Source organism: Streptomyces cinnabarinus (assembly GCF_027270315.1).
GTDB lineage: Bacteria > Actinomycetota > Actinomycetes > Streptomycetales > Streptomycetaceae > Streptomyces > Streptomyces cinnabarinus.
In genome coordinates this window covers 4,961,255-4,980,080 of record NZ_CP114413.1, presented here as the reverse complement: position 1 = coordinate 4,980,080, position 18,826 = coordinate 4,961,255, and the positions used below count along the sequence as shown (strand labels likewise).

General features: G+C 69.8%; 23 protein-coding genes, 1 tRNA gene and 1 pseudogene. 21 read left to right on the top strand and 4 right to left on the bottom strand.

Translation table 11 applies throughout. The features are described 5' to 3' along the window. Nucleotides 1-243 precede the first annotated feature (243 nt). Together STRCI_RS22515 and STRCI_RS22510 are read left to right on the top strand one after the other, a co-directional pair. Complete coding sequence (locus tag STRCI_RS22515) at nt 244-705, top strand: GntR family transcriptional regulator (RefSeq protein ID WP_269660763.1); 462 nt, start codon at nt 244-246, stop codon at nt 703-705. Between the two features lies 1 nt (nt 706). Further along, nucleotides 707-1,273, top strand: coding sequence for an HD domain-containing protein (locus STRCI_RS22510; protein ID WP_269660762.1), 567 nt, complete (start codon nt 707-709; stop codon nt 1,271-1,273). Here the strand turns inward: STRCI_RS22510 and STRCI_RS22505 are convergent. Together STRCI_RS22505 and STRCI_RS22500 are read right to left on the bottom strand one after the other, a co-directional pair. Further along, nucleotides 1,261-1,734 carry an NUDIX domain-containing protein gene (locus tag STRCI_RS22505; protein ID WP_269660761.1) on the bottom strand — a complete coding sequence of 158 codons (474 nt, stop codon included), beginning with the start codon at nt 1,732-1,734 and terminating at the stop codon, nt 1,261-1,263. The genes STRCI_RS22510 and STRCI_RS22505 overlap by 13 nt on opposite strands. A 3-nt stretch (nt 1,735-1,737) precedes the next feature. Further along, on the bottom strand, nt 1,738-2,451 hold the full coding sequence (locus tag STRCI_RS22500) for a MerR family transcriptional regulator (protein WP_269660760.1): 714 nt from the start codon (nt 2,449-2,451) through the stop codon (nt 1,738-1,740). A 677-nt stretch (nt 2,452-3,128) separates the two neighbouring features. Between STRCI_RS22500 and STRCI_RS22495 the strand changes: the two genes are divergently transcribed. The 19 genes and pseudogenes from STRCI_RS22495 to STRCI_RS22405 all read left to right on the top strand — a co-directional run bounded on the left by STRCI_RS22495 (nt 3,129) and on the right by STRCI_RS22405 (nt 16,958). Next, nucleotides 3,129-3,581, top strand: coding sequence for a protein kilB (locus tag STRCI_RS22495; protein ID WP_269660759.1), 453 nt, complete (start codon nt 3,129-3,131; stop codon nt 3,579-3,581). 517 nt (nt 3,582-4,098) lie between these two features. Next, a complete protein-coding gene (locus STRCI_RS22490) occupies nt 4,099-4,389 on the top strand; it encodes a hypothetical protein (protein ID WP_269660758.1) in 291 nt (96 codons plus the stop codon). After that, entirely contained in the window at nt 4,386-4,985 is a 600-nt protein-coding gene (locus tag STRCI_RS22485; RefSeq protein ID WP_269660757.1) for a hypothetical protein, read from the top strand. The genes STRCI_RS22490 and STRCI_RS22485 overlap by 4 nt, the downstream gene beginning before the upstream one ends. Then, nucleotides 4,985-5,242 (top strand): hypothetical protein, encoded by a 258-nt coding sequence (locus tag STRCI_RS22480; protein WP_269660756.1) that lies wholly within the window; start codon nt 4,985-4,987, stop codon nt 5,240-5,242. Before STRCI_RS22485 ends, STRCI_RS22480 begins: the two co-directional genes overlap by 1 nt. Beyond that, complete coding sequence (locus STRCI_RS22475) at nt 5,242-6,249, top strand: DUF2637 domain-containing protein (protein WP_269660755.1); 1,008 nt, start codon at nt 5,242-5,244, stop codon at nt 6,247-6,249. The genes STRCI_RS22480 and STRCI_RS22475 overlap by 1 nt, the downstream gene beginning before the upstream one ends. Next, nucleotides 6,246-6,893 carry a GGDEF domain-containing protein gene (locus STRCI_RS22470; RefSeq protein WP_269660754.1) on the top strand — a complete coding sequence of 216 codons (648 nt, stop codon included), beginning with the start codon at nt 6,246-6,248 and terminating at the stop codon, nt 6,891-6,893. The genes STRCI_RS22475 and STRCI_RS22470 overlap by 4 nt, the downstream gene beginning before the upstream one ends. Then, nucleotides 6,893-7,279, top strand: a complete 387-nt coding sequence (locus tag STRCI_RS22465) for an RRQRL motif-containing zinc-binding protein (RefSeq protein ID WP_418953366.1) — start codon at nt 6,893-6,895, stop codon at nt 7,277-7,279. Before STRCI_RS22470 ends, STRCI_RS22465 begins: the two co-directional genes overlap by 1 nt. 24 nt (nt 7,280-7,303) lie before the next feature. After that, a complete protein-coding gene (locus tag STRCI_RS22460) occupies nt 7,304-7,621 on the top strand; it encodes a hypothetical protein (RefSeq protein ID WP_269660753.1) in 318 nt (105 codons plus the stop codon). Between the two features lie 285 nt (nt 7,622-7,906). After that, a complete protein-coding gene (locus STRCI_RS22455; protein ID WP_269660752.1) occupies nt 7,907-10,150 on the top strand; it encodes a cell division protein FtsK in 2,244 nt (747 codons plus the stop codon). Nucleotides 10,151-10,290: 140 nt separating this feature from the next. After that, nucleotides 10,291-10,542: a hypothetical protein gene (locus STRCI_RS22450; RefSeq protein ID WP_269660751.1), complete on the top strand. Its 252-nt coding sequence runs from the start codon at nt 10,291-10,293 to the stop codon at nt 10,540-10,542. Next, a complete protein-coding gene (locus STRCI_RS22445) occupies nt 10,542-10,670 on the top strand; it encodes a hypothetical protein (protein WP_269660750.1) in 129 nt (42 codons plus the stop codon). Before STRCI_RS22450 ends, STRCI_RS22445 begins: the two co-directional genes overlap by 1 nt. Continuing rightward, nucleotides 10,661-10,849, top strand: coding sequence for a hypothetical protein (locus STRCI_RS22440; RefSeq protein WP_269660749.1), 189 nt, complete (start codon nt 10,661-10,663; stop codon nt 10,847-10,849). Before STRCI_RS22445 ends, STRCI_RS22440 begins: the two co-directional genes overlap by 10 nt. A gap of 11 nt (nt 10,850-10,860) precedes the next feature. Next, entirely contained in the window at nt 10,861-11,340 is a 480-nt protein-coding gene (locus STRCI_RS22435; RefSeq protein ID WP_269660748.1) for a hypothetical protein, read from the top strand. An 11-nt stretch (nt 11,341-11,351) separates the two neighbouring features. Next, entirely contained in the window at nt 11,352-12,146 is a 795-nt protein-coding gene (locus tag STRCI_RS22430; protein WP_269660747.1) for a deazapurine DNA modification protein DpdA family protein, read from the top strand. Between the two features lie 12 nt (nt 12,147-12,158). Beyond that, nucleotides 12,159-12,623, top strand: a complete 465-nt coding sequence (locus STRCI_RS22425) for a hypothetical protein (protein WP_269660746.1) — start codon at nt 12,159-12,161, stop codon at nt 12,621-12,623. An 86-nt stretch (nt 12,624-12,709) separates the two neighbouring features. Next, the gene (locus STRCI_RS22420; RefSeq protein WP_269660745.1) at nt 12,710-13,615 is read left to right on the top strand and encodes a bifunctional DNA primase/polymerase; all 906 of its coding nucleotides are present in this window, start codon (nt 12,710-12,712) and stop codon (nt 13,613-13,615) included. Between the two features lie 343 nt (nt 13,616-13,958). Continuing rightward, a pseudogene (locus STRCI_RS22415) lies at nt 13,959-15,142 on the top strand (DUF3631 domain-containing protein). 170 nt (nt 15,143-15,312) lie between these two features. Next, nucleotides 15,313-15,513, top strand: coding sequence for a helix-turn-helix domain-containing protein (locus STRCI_RS22410; protein WP_269660743.1), 201 nt, complete (start codon nt 15,313-15,315; stop codon nt 15,511-15,513). A 59-nt stretch (nt 15,514-15,572) separates the two neighbouring features. Then, entirely contained in the window at nt 15,573-16,958 is a 1,386-nt protein-coding gene (locus STRCI_RS22405; RefSeq protein WP_269660742.1) for a tyrosine-type recombinase/integrase, read from the top strand. A gap of 45 nt (nt 16,959-17,003) precedes the next feature. Here STRCI_RS22405 and STRCI_RS22400 read toward each other — a convergent pair. Together STRCI_RS22400 and STRCI_RS22395 are read right to left on the bottom strand one after the other, a co-directional pair. Next, nucleotides 17,004-17,077, bottom strand: a tRNA-Thr gene (locus STRCI_RS22400). A gap of 119 nt (nt 17,078-17,196) precedes the next feature. Further along, entirely contained in the window at nt 17,197-18,816 is a 1,620-nt protein-coding gene (locus STRCI_RS22395) for an alpha/beta hydrolase (protein WP_269660741.1), read from the bottom strand. Nucleotides 18,817-18,826 lie beyond the last annotated feature (10 nt).

Genomic DNA, 18,826 nt, shown 5'->3' with positions numbered 1-18,826 from the left:
GCCGGGCTGGAAACGAGGTGGAGACCGGAACGGAGCTGATCCGAGTCTGTGCTCGGTAGCGCTCGATCTCCGCAGGGTGATCACATTCAGCCTGGTTGGCCCACTGGCGACGATGATCGCGGTGCTCGTCAGACATTGGGTTTGGTGTCAACTCGTAAGTAGCCACTGCGCGACAGCATCCTGCCGCAACGAGAGCCATGGGAAGCTTGATACAGACAGTGAGCAGACGGGGAAGGAGAGCGAGTGTCTCAGCAGGTCAGCCCTCGGGGAACCTTCCTGAAAGTCGCGGACGCGCTGAAGGCTCGCACTGCGGCAGACCCGGACATGGCGGAGCTTCCGTCCTTGGCTGAGGTTATGCGGGAGCACAGGGTCTCGCGCGGGGTTGCCCTTCGCGCCTTCGGCGTGCTGCGCCAGGAAGGTGTGGCTGAGCCGGCGCCCGGGGGTCGATGGCGTGTTGTGCGCTTGGGTGCACGAGTTGACGGGCGCCCGCTCGATGAGCGCATCACCGACATCATCATGGCTGAGGGGTTCGAAGTAGGCGAAGCCTTCCTGAGCGCCTCCGCGCTGGCGAACCGGTTCGGAGTCTCACGCCCCACGGTCACCAAGGCACTGGAGAAGCTGGAGACCGCCGGCGTGCTAGCGGGTGGCGGACAAGGCAAGGTGCGGACGATCCGCGCCGTGCCGACAGGAGAGGAGCGTTCGTAGCTTGCCGACGTTGACCGAGTGGGCCTATGCCCTGGCTGAGTCCCTGCTCGCCGAGCCGCTTCCCCGGCGCTGGAAGCACTGTCTCGGAGTAGCCGAGAGGGCGCGTACGATCGCGCTCGTTCTGGACCAGGACGCGGATCTGTTGGAGGCCGCAGCGGTACTGCACGACATCGGCTATGCGCCGGACCTGGCCAAGACCGGCTTTCACCCGCTGGACGGCGCCCGATACCTCCGGGACGTGGCCGACGCCGACGAACGGGTCATCAACCTGGTTGCTCACCACTCCTGCGCCTGGATGGAGGCGGAAGCGCGCGGCCTGCGCGAGGAGCTGGAGGGCGAGTTCCCCCGCGAGAGCGCGCACCTGAATGACGCGCTCTGCTACTGCGACATGAACACCACGCCGGACGGCACGCCCACGAATCCGATCGATCGGATCAACGAGATCGCCGGACGGTACGGGCCAGAGAGCCTGATCGGGCAGTTCATCCGCCGGGCCGAACCCGAGATCCTGGCGTGCACGTCCCGCGTACTTGAACGGGTCGGCGACGCCAAGCGTCAGCCGATGTAGGGGGTCGGACGCGCCCGGTCCATGGCGTGCTCGATCCGAAGTCGCATCGTGGGGTGTACGTCCAACGTGGTCAGGTCCGCTGGGTCGACCCAGCGGACCTGAGTCGTCTCGTTGCTCGTACGGAGTTCACCACCGACCGGCCGCGCACGGAAGCAGATGCTGAACTGCTGGCGCACTTCGCCGTCGTCGTACTGCATCACGTGGCCGGGGTCGGTGTAGATCCCGGACATGTCGACGACTTCGGCTTTGATGCCCGTCTCTTCCCAGACTTCGCGCACCACGGTGTCACTGATGGACTCGCCCACGTCGTGCCCACCGCCGGGCAGTGCCCAACGGCCGTTGTCGGATCGCTGGATCATCAGCACCTGTCCCGCATCGTTCTGCACGAATGCCACGACGGACGGCACCACCGAGTTGGCCGGCGGGGCGTCGGGGTCGTGAAGGTAGTCGATGCGTCCCATGCCTCATGCTCCTGCGATGTCGTGTTCAGTCACTGGCCTTGCGCCCTCCCACGTCTGCTGAACGCTGTTGGCGAAGGTGTCGAAGAGCCCGCCCCCAGGGAGTCGCCGCAAGTGCAGCACCGGAGCCAGATAGGCGCCGATGCCGTACACATGCGTGTTGACGAGCATCTCGTCATCCACACGGTAGATCGAGTTGTAGAGCACGGTGTCGTGCAGGCGAAACGTGATCTCAGGGTGGCTGGTGAACAGAGGGCGGTAGTTGACCAGGGCGTTGCGGATCTTTCCGTCCATGATGCGGTGACCTTCGTCGATACCGCGCCGGATGACGGCCTCGCACGCGGGGTCCCCCATCAGCACGCGAATCGCGACGCTCTTTGATTTCGCCTTGAGGACCGACAGGAAGCGTGGGTCTTCCGCAAGGCCGATCCCTGCGTAGACCAAGATGTCGATGCGCTCCTTGGCACGTTCGCACAGCTGTCGCCACAGGTCGGTCGGTACGACGTGGCGATGCGGGTAGACCGTGACAATCTCCGCTTTGCTTAGGTCAGTTGCACTGTCGAGTGATCGCGCGTCATCCCACAGCGTTATCACGTCGACGTTCAGGACGGACGCCGTGGCGTACTGATGGCGCCGGTACGGCACCTTGCCCTGCGTGATCCAGCGCTCGACCGTCTTCGGGTTGACCTCGATCTGTTCCGCGAGCTGCTGAATGGTCATGTTCTGCGCTAAGAGGGCCGACCGTAGACGCTCGTTGGACATCTCCACCCCCGATGGGAGCTCTAGGGAGCTCTTGACGGTAGCCAGATCAACCGAAGCTGTCCACGCATGGGGTGACCAACTCCCCTGACCTGCACCGATTCTGATGGTGCACCAAGAAATCCCAGTGCAAGACCAAGAGGTTCCGTCGTCACACTTGACGACCCCTTATGCAGTACCTGTAAAACAGGTACTGCATCCGCGGAACGGAACAACTAGGCGGAAGCGGCTCATGCCGCATGTGCAGAGGGCGGGGACGCTGCAATCCCGCTAAAGGCCAGGTGGAACAGGGCTTCGGCCCGTACTGGCGAGGTGGCCCGGTGACCGCGAGCAACGGCCGGAGAGTGGGGACACGGTCCCCCTTGCAGTGCGTATCCCCTGTTCAGCGGTCTGAAGGAGTGGCAGTGAGTCGACGAAAGCGTTGGGCGCGGCCGTGATCGACCGGCACGGCGGCGCCGTTCCATCCCCGGTCCGTGAGCGCCTCGGAGTGCCGCGGACGACCGGTCGCCTTCCACCGAATCGCGGCGGCTAGCGCCGCGCCGGTTGCTCGCCCCGCCCGTCCGGGCGCTCTGCGGAGCGGTCCCGTACGGGCGGGGTTGAGAGGAGCCGGAACACCCCTTCTCCTCTTGGGAGTTCGCATGATCACAACGCTGATTGCCGTTCTCGGCACGCTCGCCGGTGCGGTCGTTGCCGGGTTGATGCAGCACCTGACCAGCACCCGCACCGCTCGCGCGGCGGAGGCCGAACGGCGTCGTCAGGCGCTCGCCGCTGCGGTTCCCGCGTTACTGGCTGCGCTGGTGGGTCACCGTGAGCGGCAGTACTTGAAGATCGTGGCCCGCCGTGAGGGCCGGGAGGACTCGGCCGAGGCCCGGCAGGCGCGTTACGCGGCTCGTTCCGCTGTCACCAGCGCCATGGACGGGCTTTACATGGCCACGGACAACGCGGATCTGCTCGCCGTGGCTCAGGAGGCCGTGGATGCGGCGATGGCGCTCGGGGACGTCCCGGATGCCGAGGTGGACGCGGCCGGTCTGCTGGCCCGCGAGACGCATACCGCCCTGCGGGTGGTCGGCGCCGGTCACGTCCACGCCTGACCCGTTCCTCACCGCCCCGATGGTCCTTGGCGTCGGGTTCGACTCCCGGCCGGGGCACGACGGCTGGCCCCCCAGTGGGCCGGCCGGAGCTGTCCGCACACCGCGGGCGGCACACACATGAGGGCGGTCCCCGGGTGGCACCCCGGGGACCGCGTACAGGCACCTGAGTTGGAGGCACCTGTGACTACCAGTCTGACAGAGGCAGAGCAGGCGGAACTCGCCCGGAAGAACGCCGCGCAGAACAAGCGGAGCGAGGACAACGCCCGTGCGAGGGGCGGCCGTTGATGGCCGATGCCGAGCACGGGAAGACGAAGGATCCTCTTCCGCCGCGTCCCCGCGGTCCTCACCCCTACCTGTGGGTGACCGGCCGCTGAGCATGCCGCCCCGATGGTCGCAGGCCGGGTTCGACTCCCGGCCGGGGCACTCATTTCCTTCCGCCGCCGGGCGGGCGCCGTCTCTCCAAAGCCTGCGCCCGCCCCGGCCGGCCTTCCCGTCCCTCCACTTCAGGAGCCCTGTCATGCGTTCGTACATCGGCGGCCATCAGGCCGTCTCCGTCGACGATTTCATCGAACTGTCCCTTGGCACCCCGGCCGAACTGTGGCTCGGGGTCGAGGGCGAGACCGACCAGGAGCGGGCGGCTCGCCTGGATGCGGCCCGCGACATCCTCGCCGACAACCCCGGCCTCCCGGACGCTGTGGCCCGCGTCGCTGCCGAGGTCATTGCCGCGCACCCGGAGCTGTTCGACGTCGTTGCGCTGCCGCGTCCGGCCGGGCGCCGCCGGAGCTCCCGGAAGGCGGTGGCGGCATGACGACCATGGCCCCCGCCCGCGAGATGCTGAACGACCACACCGGCACCCCGCGCCCCGTGCTGGACATGCCGCTGTCCTACGAGCAGGCCCGGTTGGGCATGGCCTTTCATGAGGCCGGGCACGCGGTGCTGTCCATGGCCTACGGCATGCACGTCATCACGTCCGAGGTCATCGCGTGGGAGCCGGAGCCCGGCACGTGGGCCGTCACCGGCAAGACCGCGCATCAGACGCAGGACACCCCGCCGTGGCACTACGCCGCGCAGTGCGCGGCCGGGGAGATCGCGCACGTCACCTACCTGATGGCCTACGGGCTGTGGACGCCGGAGCGTGCCGCCGCTTGCGCCGCCGATCACGACCGTGAGCACGCCATCGACGTACTGGCCCAGTTCGGCTACCGACTCGGGCGCTGCACGGTCCCCGAGGGCGGCAAGTCGTGGGGGATGGTGCAGGGCATGGCCCGCCGCAAGGTCTCCCACCTGTGGCGCGAGATCCGCACCGTGGCGCACGCCATGACCGAGCGCACCGTACTGACCGGCGACGAGATCGCCGCCCTGACCGGTCTCGTCAACCCGCCGTTCGATGGCGGTGCGGCGTGATGGGCCTGCGCGACCGCATCCGCGATGCCGCCAACACGCACATGAAGGACCCCGACGGCACCCCGAACCTTGCACGCCGCGCCACTCAGATGGCCGCTGTTCTGGCCGACACCACGGCTGATCACAGCACCGCCGCAGCCGCGGCCGTTGCCGGGCTCGGGGCTGCTGCGGTGGCTGCCGAGGGCGCGCTGAGCAACTACGTCTACCCGCCCGGCGATTACACCACCTTCCGCGACGACCGGAAGGGGGCACGGTGATGACCGAGCAGACCATCGAGGGTGCGGCCGTTCCGCCGCTGACCCGCCCGGAAATGGGGCTCGCCGGACTCGGGGCGCTCGCCGCGGCCGGGGTCGGCGCGCTCGGGCTGATCTCCTCCTTCGACGCCGTGTCCGCTGCCGCGGCCCGGTGGGGGTTCGGCCAGCCGTGGATGCTGCCGGTCGGTATCGACGTGGCCATTCCGGTGTTCACCGTGGCCAACCTGCTGCTGATCCGGATGGACATGGCGCTCGCGTGGGTGCGGTTCGTGCCCTGGGTGCTCACCCTGGTCACGTGCGGGCTGAACATCGCGGCCGGCCACTCGCTCACGGCGAAGGTGGCGCACGGCACGATGCCGCTGCTGTGGGTGGTGTTCTCCGAGATCGGCGCCCACATCTACGCCGTGCGGATCGGCGCTGCGACCGGTCGCCGGATGGAGAAGATCCGCTGGTCCAGGTGGCTGCTGGCGCCGCTGTCGACGTTCGCGTTGTGGCGGCGCATGACGCTGTGGGAGGTCACCTCCTACAGCACGGCGCTGGCCTGCGAGCGGGAACGGCTGCTGGCCCGCGCGGACCTGCATGAGCGGTTCGGCTGGCGGTGGCGGTGGCAGACCCCGCGGCGTGAGCGCGTGATGCTGCGCATGGGCGAACTCGCCCCCGCCGATGATCCCGCACCGCTCACCCCGGAGCCGGAGCCGGAGCAGGCACCCGAGCCACCGCGCGACACGGCGCCGAAGCCGCCGCGCAAGCGGCCCGCCAAGGGCAAGACCGCGCCCCGCACGGTGGCCGATCTGCTCGCTGAGGCGCGCACGGTCGCTGCGGACTGGACGGACGGCCAGATCAACGCTGAGGCGCTGCGCAAGGCCCTGCACTGCGGTTCCGGACCGGCCCGGCAGGTGCGCGATGCGCTGCTCGCCGAGCGGGCCGATGGCCGCGCCCTGCACCCCGTCACACCCGCCGGGGCCGACGGCATCGCAGTGGAGGGCGAGCGCGAGGGGGTAGCAGCATGAACACCCTGGCCACAATCCTGCTGTCCGCGCTGCCGATGGCCTGCGGGTGGGCCGTGCACGTGTGGTGGCTGCGAGGCTGCCTGAACACGGCCCGGCGCGACCCGCTCACCGGGTTACGTACCCGCGACGGCTTCACCCGCCGCGCTCAGGTCCTGCTCAAGGACCCGCGCGCGGTGGTGGTGCTGGCCGACGTCGACAAGTTCAAGCACATCAACGACACCCACGGGCACGGGGCCGGGGACGCCCTGTTGAAGGCGACCGCGGAACGTCTCGCCCGCCACGTCGGCCGGAGTGGGGTTGCCGGACGGCTCGGGGGCGACGAGTTCGCCGCCGTTCTGCTCGACGACCACGGCACCGCCGCCGACCTGCTCGCCGTGCTGCACGGCGTGCTCGCTCGCCCGGTCGACGGCCAAGACCCGGCCGTGCACACCACGGTCTCGCTGGGCTGGGTGCGCGCCGCGGACTTCCCCGCCGATGACCTGTCCGGGCTGCTGCGGCGGGCGGACGAGGCGATGTACGCGGCCAAGCAAGCCCGCGCCGGAATGCGCCGCGCCGGGCTCGGCTGGCTGTTTGCCACCGTCACCGGCCGCCGCGCCGGCCGCACCGGCGCCCGCGTCGATGCGCCGGTTGTGGCGGTGGCCTGATGGCCGCGTACGGCAAGTGCTTCGACCCCACCGGCGCCCGGTTCGGCATCCCCACCTTCCCGTGGCAGTTCGCCCCGGACGGCTACGCCACCCGCCGCCAGCTGCGCGAGCGCGGGCTGAGGCCCGGCGGTCAGCCGGTCGCCGCGCAGGTGATGCGCCACCACCGGGGCCGCAAGGCCGGTGTGCAGGTCGCCTACCTCTACCGGGTCGACCGTGCGAAGCCGGTCCGGCCGATGACGTCGCGCAAGTGGGGCGCGCTCGCGCTGGCGATGCACGCCCGCCGCACCTGCCCCCAATGCCACCTGACTTACAGCTACTGCATCCCGACCTCACTCGGGGTGTGCCTGCTGTGCGCCTACCCCGACACCCCACCGACCACCAACTGACCTTCCCTGAGGAGGAGTTGACCTATGGCCAGGCCCAACACCCGTCGTCTGGACCGTGAGATCCAGCAGACGGAGCGCAAGCTCAAAGCCGTCCGCAAGGAAGAGATGTGGCCGCTGACCGGCCGCGAACGCCGCCAGGTCGTGGCCGCGCTGGCGGGCGGCTCGTTGAAGGTCGCCCGTGGCAAGAGCCCCGGCCGCGCGGAACGCAAGCTGGAGACGCTGTGGCAGTCGGTACAGACCCGGCTCACCCAGGAGCTGACCGCGTTGCAGACCGAGCGGCAGCGGATCGTGAACGAGGCCGCCAGCACGAAGGCCGCCAAGAAGTCCTCCATCTGGTGGTGACCGCCGCGCTCCACCTCGCGCTGCCCGGCCGCTAGAAGCCGTCCAGGAACCGCGCTACGGCCTTCAAGACCCGCATTCCGCGGCGATGCGCCTTGCTGCAATACCGCCGTGTGCGCCACCGCCGTGGCTGTGGCACCGGCTCGCCGCACCACCTGCACGGCACCGTGCCAAATGACTCCCCGCTCATGCCGCTCACGGTAGCGGCCTTCCGGCGGGGCCCGTCCGCTCACCTCCTACAGCGACGGACCGGCCCCGCCTTTTCTCTCCCCTTGGAAGGGACCTTCAGTGAAGCACCCCGACGACGACCACGAACTCTTTGACCGACTCGAAGCCGAGATGGCCGCCGACTCCCGACCCGATTCCGGCGGTGAGGTAGTCGACCTCGACAAGGCCCGGTCGGCCCGCGCGGAGTCGGCCGACCCGAATGCCCGACCCGACGCCGACCCGTCGGCCGACTCGAACGCCGGTCGGTCGGGTGCCGAGTCGGGCGACCCGACCGCGCCCGTGATGGTCGACCAGCCGACCCCGACCGCTGCCGGTCCGGGCTACCTGGGTCGGCTGCTCGGAGCGAAGCGCCGTGCGGTCGTCCCCGTCTGGCTGAGGTCCATGGCGGAACTCAAGACCGCTTCGGCATGGGTGGCCCGCCACTACGCCCATTCGATCGGCTATCACGCGCTGCGGTCCCCGGTCTACGCCGTCCGCCTCACCCTCCAAGCCCCTTCCGGTGCCGCGAAGTTCGTCGGCGGCACCATGCGGTGGATGGCCGACCGCGAGGGCGAACCGGTCCGACTCGCCGCCGTGCGCCGCGAGGACGCCGCGGAGTATCTGAAACTGTCACGGCAGCGCGACGGACGCGTCCGACTGCGCACCCTCGTAACCGTGCTCGCGATGTTCGTCGGGCTCGGCGCCGCACTCGCCATGTACGTGCTCGCCCCCGGCTGGCTTCAGGCCGTCTCGGTCAGCGCGGTCGTGATGGCGCTCGGCTACGCGGGCCAGAAGGCGGACGACCCGGTCATCCACCGCGCGGTGGAACTGCCCAAGGCGGTCAAGCTCACCAGTGACATCGTGCTGCGCGCGCTCGGGGCGCTCGGCATCCCCGCCATCAACCAGGCGCAGTCCAAGGGGCGGGACGGATTCGAGTTCACCGCTCCGATCACCCGTGACGGCCCCGGCTGGCGCGCACAGGGCAACCTCCCCTACGGCGTCACCGTCACGGACGTGATCGAACGCCGCGAGCGCCTCGCATCCGGGCTTCGCCGGCCGCTGGGGTGCGTGTGGCCGGAGGCCGTCTCCCAGGAGCACACCGGGCACTTGGTGCTGTGGGTGGGTGACCAGGACCTGACCAATGCGAAGAAGCCTCAGTGGCCGCTGGCCAAGGGCGGGTTCGTCGACCTGTTCAAGCCCGTCGCCTACGGCACCGACCAGCGCGGACGCTGGGTCGACGTCACCCTGATGTACATCGCCGGAGTGATCGGCGCGATCCCGCGCATGGGCAAGACGTTCCTGCTCAGGCTGCTGCTGCTCATCGCCGCACTCGATCCGCGCGCTGAGCTGCACACCTACGACATGAAGGGCACCGGCGACCTCGACCCGGTCGGTGACGCCGTCTCCCACCGGCACGCCGCCGGTGACGACGACGAGTCCATCGGCTACGTGCTCGCCGACTTCCGCGCGCTGCGCGAGGAACTCAGGCGGCGCACGAAGGTGATCCGCTCGCTGCCGAGGGACGTCTGCCCGGAGTCGAAGGTGACCAGCAACCTTGCGGACAAGCGCTCGCTCGGGCTGCATCCGATCGTGGTCGGGGTGGATGAGTGCCAGGTGCTGTTCGAGCACCCCGAGCACGGCAAGGAATTCGAGGAGATCGCCACCGACCTGGTCAAGCGCGGCCCCGCGACCGGCATTGTGATGCTGCTCGCCACGCAGCGCCCGGACGCCAAGTCGCTGCCCACCGGTATCAGCGCGAACGCGTCGGCCCGCTGGTGTCTGAAGGTGATGGGCCAGACCGAGAACGACATGGTGCTCGGCACGTCCGCCTACAGGCGCGGGGTACGCGCGACCATGTTCGCCTGGGGTGACAAGGGCATTCACTACTTCGTCGGTGAAGGCTCGGACGCCCGGATCGTCGCGGGCGCGTTCGTCGACGCCCCCGGCGCCGACGCAATCGCCGCGCGTGCCCGTGAGGCCCGCGAGAGCGCCGGACTGCTCTCCGGACACGCCCTCGGAGAAACCCCGGAGACGGTCACCGGCCCGGCCTACGACCTGCTCTCCGACATCCTCGCCGTCGTCCCCGCCGACGAGCCCAAGGCGTGGTCCGAGACCGTCGTCGCCCGCCTCGCCGAACTCCGGCCGGACGTCTACGGCGGCTGGGACGCTGAAGGTCTCGCCGCCGCGCTCAAGCCCCACGGCATTTCCACGGGGCAGGTGTGGGGCAAGACGGAGTCCGGCAAGGGCGCCAACCGGCGCGGTATCGAGCGCGCCCGGATCACCACCGCAATTGCGGAGCGTGACGGAAAGCGGGATGCGGGCTGAGTGGATCCGGCCGCTAGACCTAGCAGCACACCCTGCTAGGTCTAGCGGCACCGCTAGCGCCCCATTTGCCACTTGATCAGGCCACTAGTACCTAGCGGCCCATCTGCGCAAACCCCGGAAACCACCCTGGAGGGCCCCTCGTGACCCCCATCCTGCTCGCTAGCACCTGCCTACTCGCCATCACTGTCAGTTACGCCGGGCTGTGTGCGGTCTCGCCGTTCGGCAACTGCCGCAAGTGCAACGGCTGGGGCTTTCAGACGAAGACCGACCGCAAGGGCCGCATCAAGCGCGGCAAGGACTGCCGCCGCTGCAAGGCCACCGGCAAGCGCATACGCGCCGGCCGCTGGCTCTACAACCGCTGGTCCCGTATCTACCGCGCCGGAACCCGCTGATGGGCCGCGCACTGCGCATCGCCCTCGCCATCGTCCTGCTCGGGCTCGCGGTCGCCTCCTGCCCCGGCAACGACACCACCCCCGAACCCGCCCCCACTACCCACGAAGGAGCCCACACATGGCCGTGACCATCTCCCTCGCCCTGCTCTTCGGCATCGTGCTCTTCATGCTGCTGCGCTCCAACACCCTCGGCCCCGGCAGCGCGTTCGTGGCCGTGATGTTCGGCTTCTACCTCGCCTCCACCGGCGCCGCCGACAGCATCAACCAGCTCATGAACGCCGTCGTCAACGCCATCCCGGACCTGTGAGGAACACAGCCGTGAACGAGCACGCTCCCGCCGTGCATCCGCACACGCCGACCGCCCCGGCCGCGTACGACCCCGCGCCGCTGGACCTGTACGCGCCCGCCCCGGCGGCCGTCGAACTGGCCGCCGGACGCGGCCCCGTGGTGTGGGTGCCCGACGCCTACGGACGCATGGTCCCCATGCCCAAACACCTCACCCCACCGCCCATGGCCGTGCCCGAGCCGCGCGACCTGACCCCGCTCCCGCTGCTGGACCCCATCGCTCAGCGCTTCATCGGCGCCGGGATCGGCGGGGGCGCCCTCGCGGCCGGGGTCGGATGGGGCATCGGCGAAGTCATCAACGCCGCCGCCGGGTTCGCCTCCGGCGCCGCCATGTGGATCGCCCTCGCCGTCCTCGCCTGGCGCATGCCCACCCGCGCCATCAACGGCGGCCGGAGCGGCAGCACGGTCAACATCCGCAAGGCCGTCATCAAGCGCAGCCACTTCCACGGCTGAGGGAGATCGGCTTGCGCTTCTACCTGACCACCCACAAACGCCACTGGGTCCGGCTGACCAACGTGCCGCTGTTCCTGAAGTCCGAGCACTTCGCCAACGCGGTCAAGCTGGATGCGGCGCGCGGTCCGTACGCGGTGGACTCCGGCGGGTTCTCGGAGCTCCAGCGCCACGGCCGATGGACGCGCACCCCGCGCCAGTACATCGACGACCTGCGCCGCATCTGGGAATGCGTCGGCCCCTACGACTGGGCCGCCCCGCAGGACTGGATGTGCGAAGACCTCATCATCCACGGCGGCACCGCCGGGCCGAACGTCTTCGTTGGCACCCATCTCAGCGTGCAGGAACACCAGCGCCGCACTGTCGCCAACTTCCTCGAACTGCGCTCCCTCGCCCCCGAGTTGCGCATAGCCCCCGTACTGCAAGGCCGCACGGTCGCGGACTACGAGCGATGCGTAGAGCTGTACGAGCGCGCCGGAGTCGACCTCACCCGCGAACCCACGGTGGGACTCGGCTCGGTCTGCCGCTTGCAGTCCACCCGCGAGGGAGCGGCGATCGTCACCGCGATGGCCTCTCGCGGTCTGAAGCTGCACGGCTTTGGCTTCAAGACCCTCGGACTGGAACGCGTCGGCCACCTGCTCGCATCGGCTGATTCCGCGGCATGGAGCTATCACGCCCGTCGCAGGCCCCCGTTGCCCGGCCACACCCACAAGAACTGCGCCAACTGCATCGACTACGCCCTGCGCTGGCGTACCCGCGTCCTGGACAGCCTCCCGCCCTGGCAACAGCCCTTCCTCGACGCAGCCTGACGAAAGGAAGCCATGTTCGAGATCCGCATCATCTGCGACCCGGCCGACGCCGACCGCGTTAGCCACGCCCTGGCCGCAGTGTTCGACACCGGCCCGGCACGTCAGTACCCCACCCGAGACGGCAAGCGCGCCCGCTTGTACGTCACCGCCGACCACCACCCGGAGCCGGAGCCGTGGCCCACACCGGAAGAGGCATACGCGCTCGCCCCGAGCATCATCAGCGAGATCGGATGGACGGCTCGCACGGCGGCTGACGGGCCGATCTACGAGGGCGTGGACCGGGAGTTCTGGCTCCGCAAGGCCGCACTGCTGGACCGCGTTGCGCTCAGCAATGAAGGCGCCAGCGTCAGTAGCGACGCGGCCGACCTCGCTGTCAAGGCCGCCCACCGGCTGATGGACCTGGATGACATTCACGGCAGTTGTGACCCGCGCGGCTACGTGCGGCAGCAGTACGCCCGATGGATCAAGGACCAGTAGCTGTGACCGGGGCGGGCGCCGTCTCTCCAAAGCCTGCGTCCGCCCCGGTCCTCCCGTCCCTCCAAGAGAGCAGGAGAACCCCCAGCATGACCCATGCCTGCACCATCCCGCGAGATCCCCTGTCCGCGGCCCTGGATGCCGCCGCTCGCGGCTGGCACGTTTTCCCCCTGCGTCCCGGCACGAAGCGGCCTGCCCTGCACGGCGAAGCCTCTTGCCCCCGCACCGGCCAGTGCGCCGGCGGGCACGTGAAGTGGGAACAGCGCGCCACCACCGACCCCGACCGCATCCGCGCCGCCTGGACACGGGCCCCGTTCAACATCGGCATCGCCACCGGCCCGTCCGGGCTGGTAGTCGTCGACCTCGACGTGCCCAAGGACAAGGACCGTTCGGACGCGCCTGACGGCGCGGCGACCTTTGAGGCGCTCTGCGAGCGCGCCGGACACCCCGTCCCCGACACCTACCGAGTGCGGACCGCGAGCGGCGGAACCCACCTGTACTTCACCGCCCCGTCCGGCGTCCGGCTGTCCAACAGCGCAGGCACCATCGGTGAGTTGGTCGACACCCGCGCGTGGGGCGGCTACGTCATCGCCGCTGGCAGCACGACCGACGCCGGAGCGTACGAAACCGTGGGCGGCTCGGTGGCGGCGCTGCCCGCATGGCTGCACCCCATCCTGAAGCCCGCCCCGGCGCGCCGTGCGGGGCCGTTGAGGCTTCCTGAGGTGAGCGGCAGCCGCGCGGCTCTGTCCGCGCTGGAGGCCGAGTGCGCCGTGGTGTCCGCGGCGCCGGACAAGCGGCGCAACACTACGCTCAACCGGTGCGCCTTCAAGGTGGGGCGCTTCGTCGCGTGGGGCGACATCCCCCGGGGCGTGGTGGAAGCCGCCTTCCAAGGGGCGGGGGAGGGGCGGGGACTCACCGCTGCCGAGTGCCGCGCCACGATCCGCAGTGCCCTGGACAGCTCCATCCGCAAGGCCCGGCCCCGGGAGACGGCATGAACGCCCCCGCCCGCTCCCCCTTGGAAGGCCAACCCCCTCCGAGCGGAGCGCAGGCCGCCGAACTCGCCTTGCCCGCACCGGCCGTGGGCGCCCCGAAGGGCGTCGCCGAAGGCGTCCGAACTGCCTTTGGCACTGACCCGCACGGTGACGACGGGCGCCGTCCCATCGCGTGGCTGCACATCAGCGCGCCCGGCCGCGGCACGGTCCCCACCGCCACGTCGTGGTGTGCGTGCGGACGCGACCGGTCGGCAGTCGGCATCCGCCGCGTGCTCGCCCTCGCTTCCGATCACGGCGCGCACCGCGCCGCCTGCCCGTTGCGCAACCCTCAGGAAGGACGGGCCGCATGAGCGACCAGACCCCCGCCCCGCCCGCCATCGACGGCGCCGCGCTCCTCAACGACGTCGAAGCCTTCCACCGGCGCTTCAACGTCTTCCCCACCGAAGCCGCCTACGTTGCCGTGACGCTGTGGGACGCGCACGCCCACCTGCTGGACTGCTTCGAGTCCACCCCCCGCCTCGCCTTCCTCAGCCCCGAACCGGGGTCCGGGAAGTCGCGGGCGCTGGAGATCGTAGAGACCCTCGTGCCGAACCCCATGGCCGCGGTCGACGCGTCCGCCGCCGCCCTGTTCCGTGCGGTCTCCGGAGTCGACGGCAAACGGCCCACGATCCTCTTCGACGAGATTGACACCATCTTCGGCCCCAAGGCCGGGGAGAACGAGCAGCTCCGAGGGTTCATCAACGCAGGCCACCGCCGCGGCAAGGTCATGTACCGGTGCGTCGGTGACGGCGCCAACCAGACCGTGCAGGCATTCCCCTCCTACACCGCCGTCGCGGTCGCCGGACTCGGCTCGCTGCCCGACACGATCCTGACCCGCTCGGTCATCATCCGCATGCGCCGGCGCGCCCGGAACGAGAAAGCCGAGCCCTACCGCTCGCGCATCCACGAGAAGGAAGGCTTCGCCCTGCGCGACCGCCTCGCCGCGTGGGCCGAAGCCGCCCGCGGCTTCGTCATGGGCGCCTGGCCCGACATGCCCGACGGCGTCACCGACCGCCCCGCCGACGTATGGGAACCCCTGCTCGCCGTCGCCGACGCGGTCGGAGGCGACTGGCCCCGCCGAGCCCGCACCGCCTGCACCGAACTGGTCAAGGCATCGCAGGCCAACGACAAGGGCAGCATCGGCATCCGCCTGCTGACCGACCTGCGCGACCACGTCATGGTGGGCGTCGACCGCCTGCCCACCATCGCCGTACTCGACCGGCTCAACGCCCTCGACGACGCCCCGTGGGCCGACCTCGACGGCAAGGCCCTCGACAACCGGCGCCTGTCGAAGATGCTCGCCCAGTACGTCACCGCCGACGGAACCCCCGTCGCCTCGCGGAACATCCGCACGGCCGGAGGGGTCCTCAAGGGCTACTACAGCGAAGACCTCGAAGACGCATGGGCCCGCTACTGCCCGCCCCCGTCCCCGTAGGTCCGCTACAGCCGCTACATCCGCTACACCCCAGGTCAAAGCCCCATTTCCTGTAGCGGCAACCACCCGATGTAGCGGCTACGGCCACACCCCCGCGTAGCGCCGTAGCCGCTACACCGCGCGCGTCCGCTACACAAACGCACCCGCTGACCTGCGATGTAGCGGCGTAGCGGATGTAGCGGACTTCTGAGAGCACCCCGAGAGCCCTCCGAGGAGATACGCCCCAATGAGTACGCCTCTCGCGCCCGCCGATCAATTGCTCTACACGCCGAAAGAGGCCGCCACGGTCCTCCGCTGCGGTCGCTCCACCGTCTACGAGCTGATGGCCGAAGGCGCCCTGAAGTACGTCAAGCGAGGCCGCTCCCGCCGCATCCGCCGATGCGACCTAGAGGCATACGTGAACGACCTCGAACCATTCCCCAACTGACCAGCGCACGCCTGAGGCGGCCCCGGACGTCCGGGGCCGCCTCTTGCATGGAGGAGTACATGAGCCCCCGCAACCCGAACATGGAGTCGTCCATCTACGAGGGCAATGACGGCTGGTGGCACGGCCGCGTGACCATGGGCGTCAAGGACGACGGGAGTCCGGACCGGCGCCACCGGCGCGCCCGCACGGAATCCGAAGTAAAGCGCAAGGTCCGTGAGTTGGAAGACCTGCGCGACAAAGGCCGCGCCCCCAAGGCTGGCCGCAAACCGACCGTAGAGCAGTGGATGACCACCTACCTCACGGACATCGCCTCACTGAAACTCAAGCCGCGCTCCCTGGACGATTACTGGTCCAAGACCAGGAACGACATCATCCCTGGCATCGGCAAACACCGTCTCGACAAGCTTCAGCCGGAGCACTTGGAGCGGATGTACCGCGTCATGCTCGACGAGGGACACGCGCCGTCGCATGTGCTCAAGGTGCACCGCATCCTTTCGCGTGCCCTGAAGATCGCCCACCGCCGTCGACTGATCGTCGAGAACGTAGCCACCCTCGTTGACCCGCCCACGGTCGACGAGACTGAGGCAAACCCGTTCACCACCGAAGAGGCCAAGGCGTTCCTGCAAGCCGCTGCCAAACGTCCCACCTTCATGCGGTGGTGCATCGGGGTCGGTATGGGCTTCCGACAGGGTGAGACCTTGGGCCTGAGGTGGCCTTACGTCGACTTCGACAACGAGCTGTTCCGCCCCGAGTGGCAGCTTCAGCGCCTGACATGGCGGCACGGCTGCAAGGACCCCCATGCATGCGGCGCGAAGTTCCACCGGCTCGAGCCTTGCCCGCCGGAGTGCACCACCCACAAGAGTTACAAGCGCGGCTGCCCCAAGCCGTGCCCGGAGGGCTGCACGAGTCACGCCCGCGCCTGCCCCGACCGCAAGGGCGGTGGCCTGGTCTTCACCCGTCCCAAGACCAAGAAGAGCCGCAACGCCGTGCCCATCCCGCCGCCATTCATCCCCTACCTGCGCGAGCACAAGGCGCAGCAGGATCAGGCGCGCACCGAAGCAGGGGACGCGTGGGGGGAGCACAAGTTGGTCTTCACCCGCCCGGACGGTCGTCCCCTCGATCCTCGCCAGGACTGGGAGGAGTTCAAGGAGTTGTTGGAAGAAGCCGGTATCGACGACCGGCGCCTGTACGACGGGAGCCGGCACACCGCAGGCACGATCCTGAACGAACTCGGGGTGGACATGCCGACCATCATGGAGATCCTCCGGCACACCCAGATCAGTCAGACGCGTCGGTACGTGAAGGGCAGATCGCACCTCTCGAAGGACGCCATGCGCCGCATGGGAGACGCGTTCATGCCTCGCCCGGAACCCTCAACTGAGACCAGGAATGAGACCACGGACCGCCGCGCGGCACGCGCGCAGCGCCGTCGCCGCATCCGCTGAACGCAAAAGCCCAGCTCAGACAGTGTCTGAGCTGGGCTTGAAAAGAGCCGCCTTCGGGATTCGAACCCGAGACCTACGCATTACGAGTGCGTTGCTCTGGCCATCTGAGCTAAGGCGGCGCGCTGTCCGCACTATGGTGCGATCAGCAACGTCGGTAAGTCTACACAGTTTCCGAGGGTGCTCCGCACCCGGCCCGGAGGGGGTCGTTCCGGGGCCGGGGGCAGGGGTGCCGCAGGGGCTATGAGCAGCGCTTTCGGTCCGTGGGAGGGGTGCCTCGGAGGAGGTAGGCGTTGATCGTGCGGTCGATGCAGTCGCTGCCGCGGCCGTAGGCGGTGTGACCGTCGCCCTCGTAGGTGAGCAGGCGGGCCGAGGAGAGCTGGGCGGACAGGGCGCGGGCCCAGCGGTACGGGGTCGCCGGGTCGCGGGTGGTGCCGACCACGACGATCGGGGCCGCGCCCGCCGCCTCGATGCGGTGCGGCCCACCGGTGGCGGCCACCGGCCAGTACGCGCAGTTCAGGGACGCCCAGGCGAGGCCCTCGCCGAAGACGGGGGACGCCTTCTCGAAGGCGGGCAGGGCGTCCCGCACCTCTTCGGGGGTGTCGAAGGCGGCGGGCAGGTCCAGGCAGTTCACGGCGGCGTTGGCGAACATCAGGTTCGAGTAGCGCCCGTCCGCGTCCCGCTCGTAGTAACTGTCCGCCAGGACCAGCAGTCCGGCGCCGTCGTCCTCCTTCATCGCCGAGGTCAGCGCCTCGCGCAGTTGCGCCCAGGCCGCCTCGTCGTACATCGCCGCGATCACGCCGATCGTGGCGAGGGACTCGCCGAGCTTGCGGCCGTCCGCGTCGCCCGTCGGGATCGGCTGAGCGTCGAGCTTCTCGAAGTAGGACTTCAGGTTGTCGCCCACCTTGTCCGCCTTCGTGCCCAGCGGGCAGTCCGGCTGCTGGACGCAGTCCCGGGCGAACGCCTTGAACGCCGTCTCGAACCCCGCCGTCTGGTCGAGGTTCAGCCGGCGGGCGGGCAGCGAGGGGTCCATGGCGCCGTCCAGCACCAGGCGGCCTGCCCGCTGGGGGAACAGTCCGGCATACGTCGCCCCGAGGAAGGTGCCGTAGGACGCCCCCACGTAGTTCAGCCGCTCGTCCCCCAGCACCGCGCGCAGGAGGTCCATGTCCCGCGCCGCCTCGACGGTGGACACATGGCGCAGCAGCTCCGGCGAGTGCGCCCCGCAGCCCTCCGCGAACTTCTTGTACGAGTCCACCAGCGCCGACTGCTCGGCCCCGTCGTCGGGTGTGAGGTCGGTCTGGGTGTACGTGTCCATGTCCGGCCCGTCCAGGCATTCGACGGGTTCGCTGCGGGCGACGCCCCGCGGGTCGACGGCGACCATGTCATAGCGGGCGCGAACCTCGGCCGGGTAGCCGATACCGGCGTACGCCTGGAGGTAGCCGACCGCCGAGCCGCCCGGCCCGCCCGGGTTGACCAGCAGCGATCCGAGCCGCTCACCCGGCCCGGTGGCCTTCTTGCGGGCCACGGCCAGCCGGACGTCACCCTCCTCCGGTTTCGTGTAGTCGAGCGGAGCCTTCAGCGTGGCGCACTGGAAGCCGGGGACTCCGCAGCTGCGCCAGGCCAGCTTCTGCCCGTAGTACGCCGCGAGCGTGTCCGGCGTCGCCTGCGGCAGCGCGGCGAGTGCGGGCGCGGCCGCCGGGCTCGCGGAGGTGGTCGATCCGCCCGTGGAGCACGCGGAGACCACCAGCGCGGCCACGGCGAGGAGAACTCCCGCCGCGCGGGCTCCGTGGGGGTGGGGGCGGGCGTGCGGACGGCGGGACGACCGGCTGACGAGGGTCGGGTGGGGGCGCCTGATGTGCATCAAGCGAGCG

Excerpts from the sequence above, each read along its gene's own strand:
- STRCI_RS22485 (WP_269660757.1), top strand. The coding sequence starts at position 4,386 with ATGACGACCATGGCCCCCGCCCGCGAGATGCTGAACGACCACACCGGC.
- STRCI_RS22470 (WP_269660754.1), top strand. The coding sequence starts at position 6,246 with ATGAACACCCTGGCCACAATCCTGCTGTCCGCGCTGCCGATGGCCTGC.
- STRCI_RS22505 (WP_269660761.1), bottom strand. The coding sequence starts at position 1,734 with ATGGGACGCATCGACTACCTTCACGACCCCGACGCCCCGCCGGCCAAC.
- STRCI_RS22440 (WP_269660749.1), top strand. The coding sequence starts at position 10,661 with ATGGCCGTGACCATCTCCCTCGCCCTGCTCTTCGGCATCGTGCTCTTC.
- STRCI_RS22420 (WP_269660745.1), top strand. The coding sequence starts at position 12,710 with ATGACCCATGCCTGCACCATCCCGCGAGATCCCCTGTCCGCGGCCCTG.
- STRCI_RS22500 (WP_269660760.1), bottom strand. The coding sequence starts at position 2,451 with ATGACCATTCAGCAGCTCGCGGAACAGATCGAGGTCAACCCGAAGACG.
- STRCI_RS22495 (WP_269660759.1), top strand. The coding sequence starts at position 3,129 with ATGATCACAACGCTGATTGCCGTTCTCGGCACGCTCGCCGGTGCGGTC.
- STRCI_RS22445 (WP_269660750.1), top strand. The coding sequence starts at position 10,542 with ATGGGCCGCGCACTGCGCATCGCCCTCGCCATCGTCCTGCTCGGGCTC.
- STRCI_RS22410 (WP_269660743.1), top strand. The coding sequence starts at position 15,313 with ATGAGTACGCCTCTCGCGCCCGCCGATCAATTGCTCTACACGCCGAAA.
- STRCI_RS22405 (WP_269660742.1), top strand. The coding sequence starts at position 15,573 with ATGAGCCCCCGCAACCCGAACATGGAGTCGTCCATCTACGAGGGCAAT.
- STRCI_RS22465 (WP_418953366.1), top strand. The coding sequence starts at position 6,893 with ATGGCCGCGTACGGCAAGTGCTTCGACCCCACCGGCGCCCGGTTCGGC.
- STRCI_RS22475 (WP_269660755.1), top strand. The coding sequence starts at position 5,242 with ATGACCGAGCAGACCATCGAGGGTGCGGCCGTTCCGCCGCTGACCCGC.
- STRCI_RS22460 (WP_269660753.1), top strand. The coding sequence starts at position 7,304 with ATGGCCAGGCCCAACACCCGTCGTCTGGACCGTGAGATCCAGCAGACG.
- STRCI_RS22480 (WP_269660756.1), top strand. The coding sequence starts at position 4,985 with ATGGGCCTGCGCGACCGCATCCGCGATGCCGCCAACACGCACATGAAG.
- STRCI_RS22425 (WP_269660746.1), top strand. The coding sequence starts at position 12,159 with ATGTTCGAGATCCGCATCATCTGCGACCCGGCCGACGCCGACCGCGTT.
- STRCI_RS22490 (WP_269660758.1), top strand. The coding sequence starts at position 4,099 with ATGCGTTCGTACATCGGCGGCCATCAGGCCGTCTCCGTCGACGATTTC.
- STRCI_RS22395 (WP_269660741.1), bottom strand. The coding sequence starts at position 18,816 with ATGCACATCAGGCGCCCCCACCCGACCCTCGTCAGCCGGTCGTCCCGC.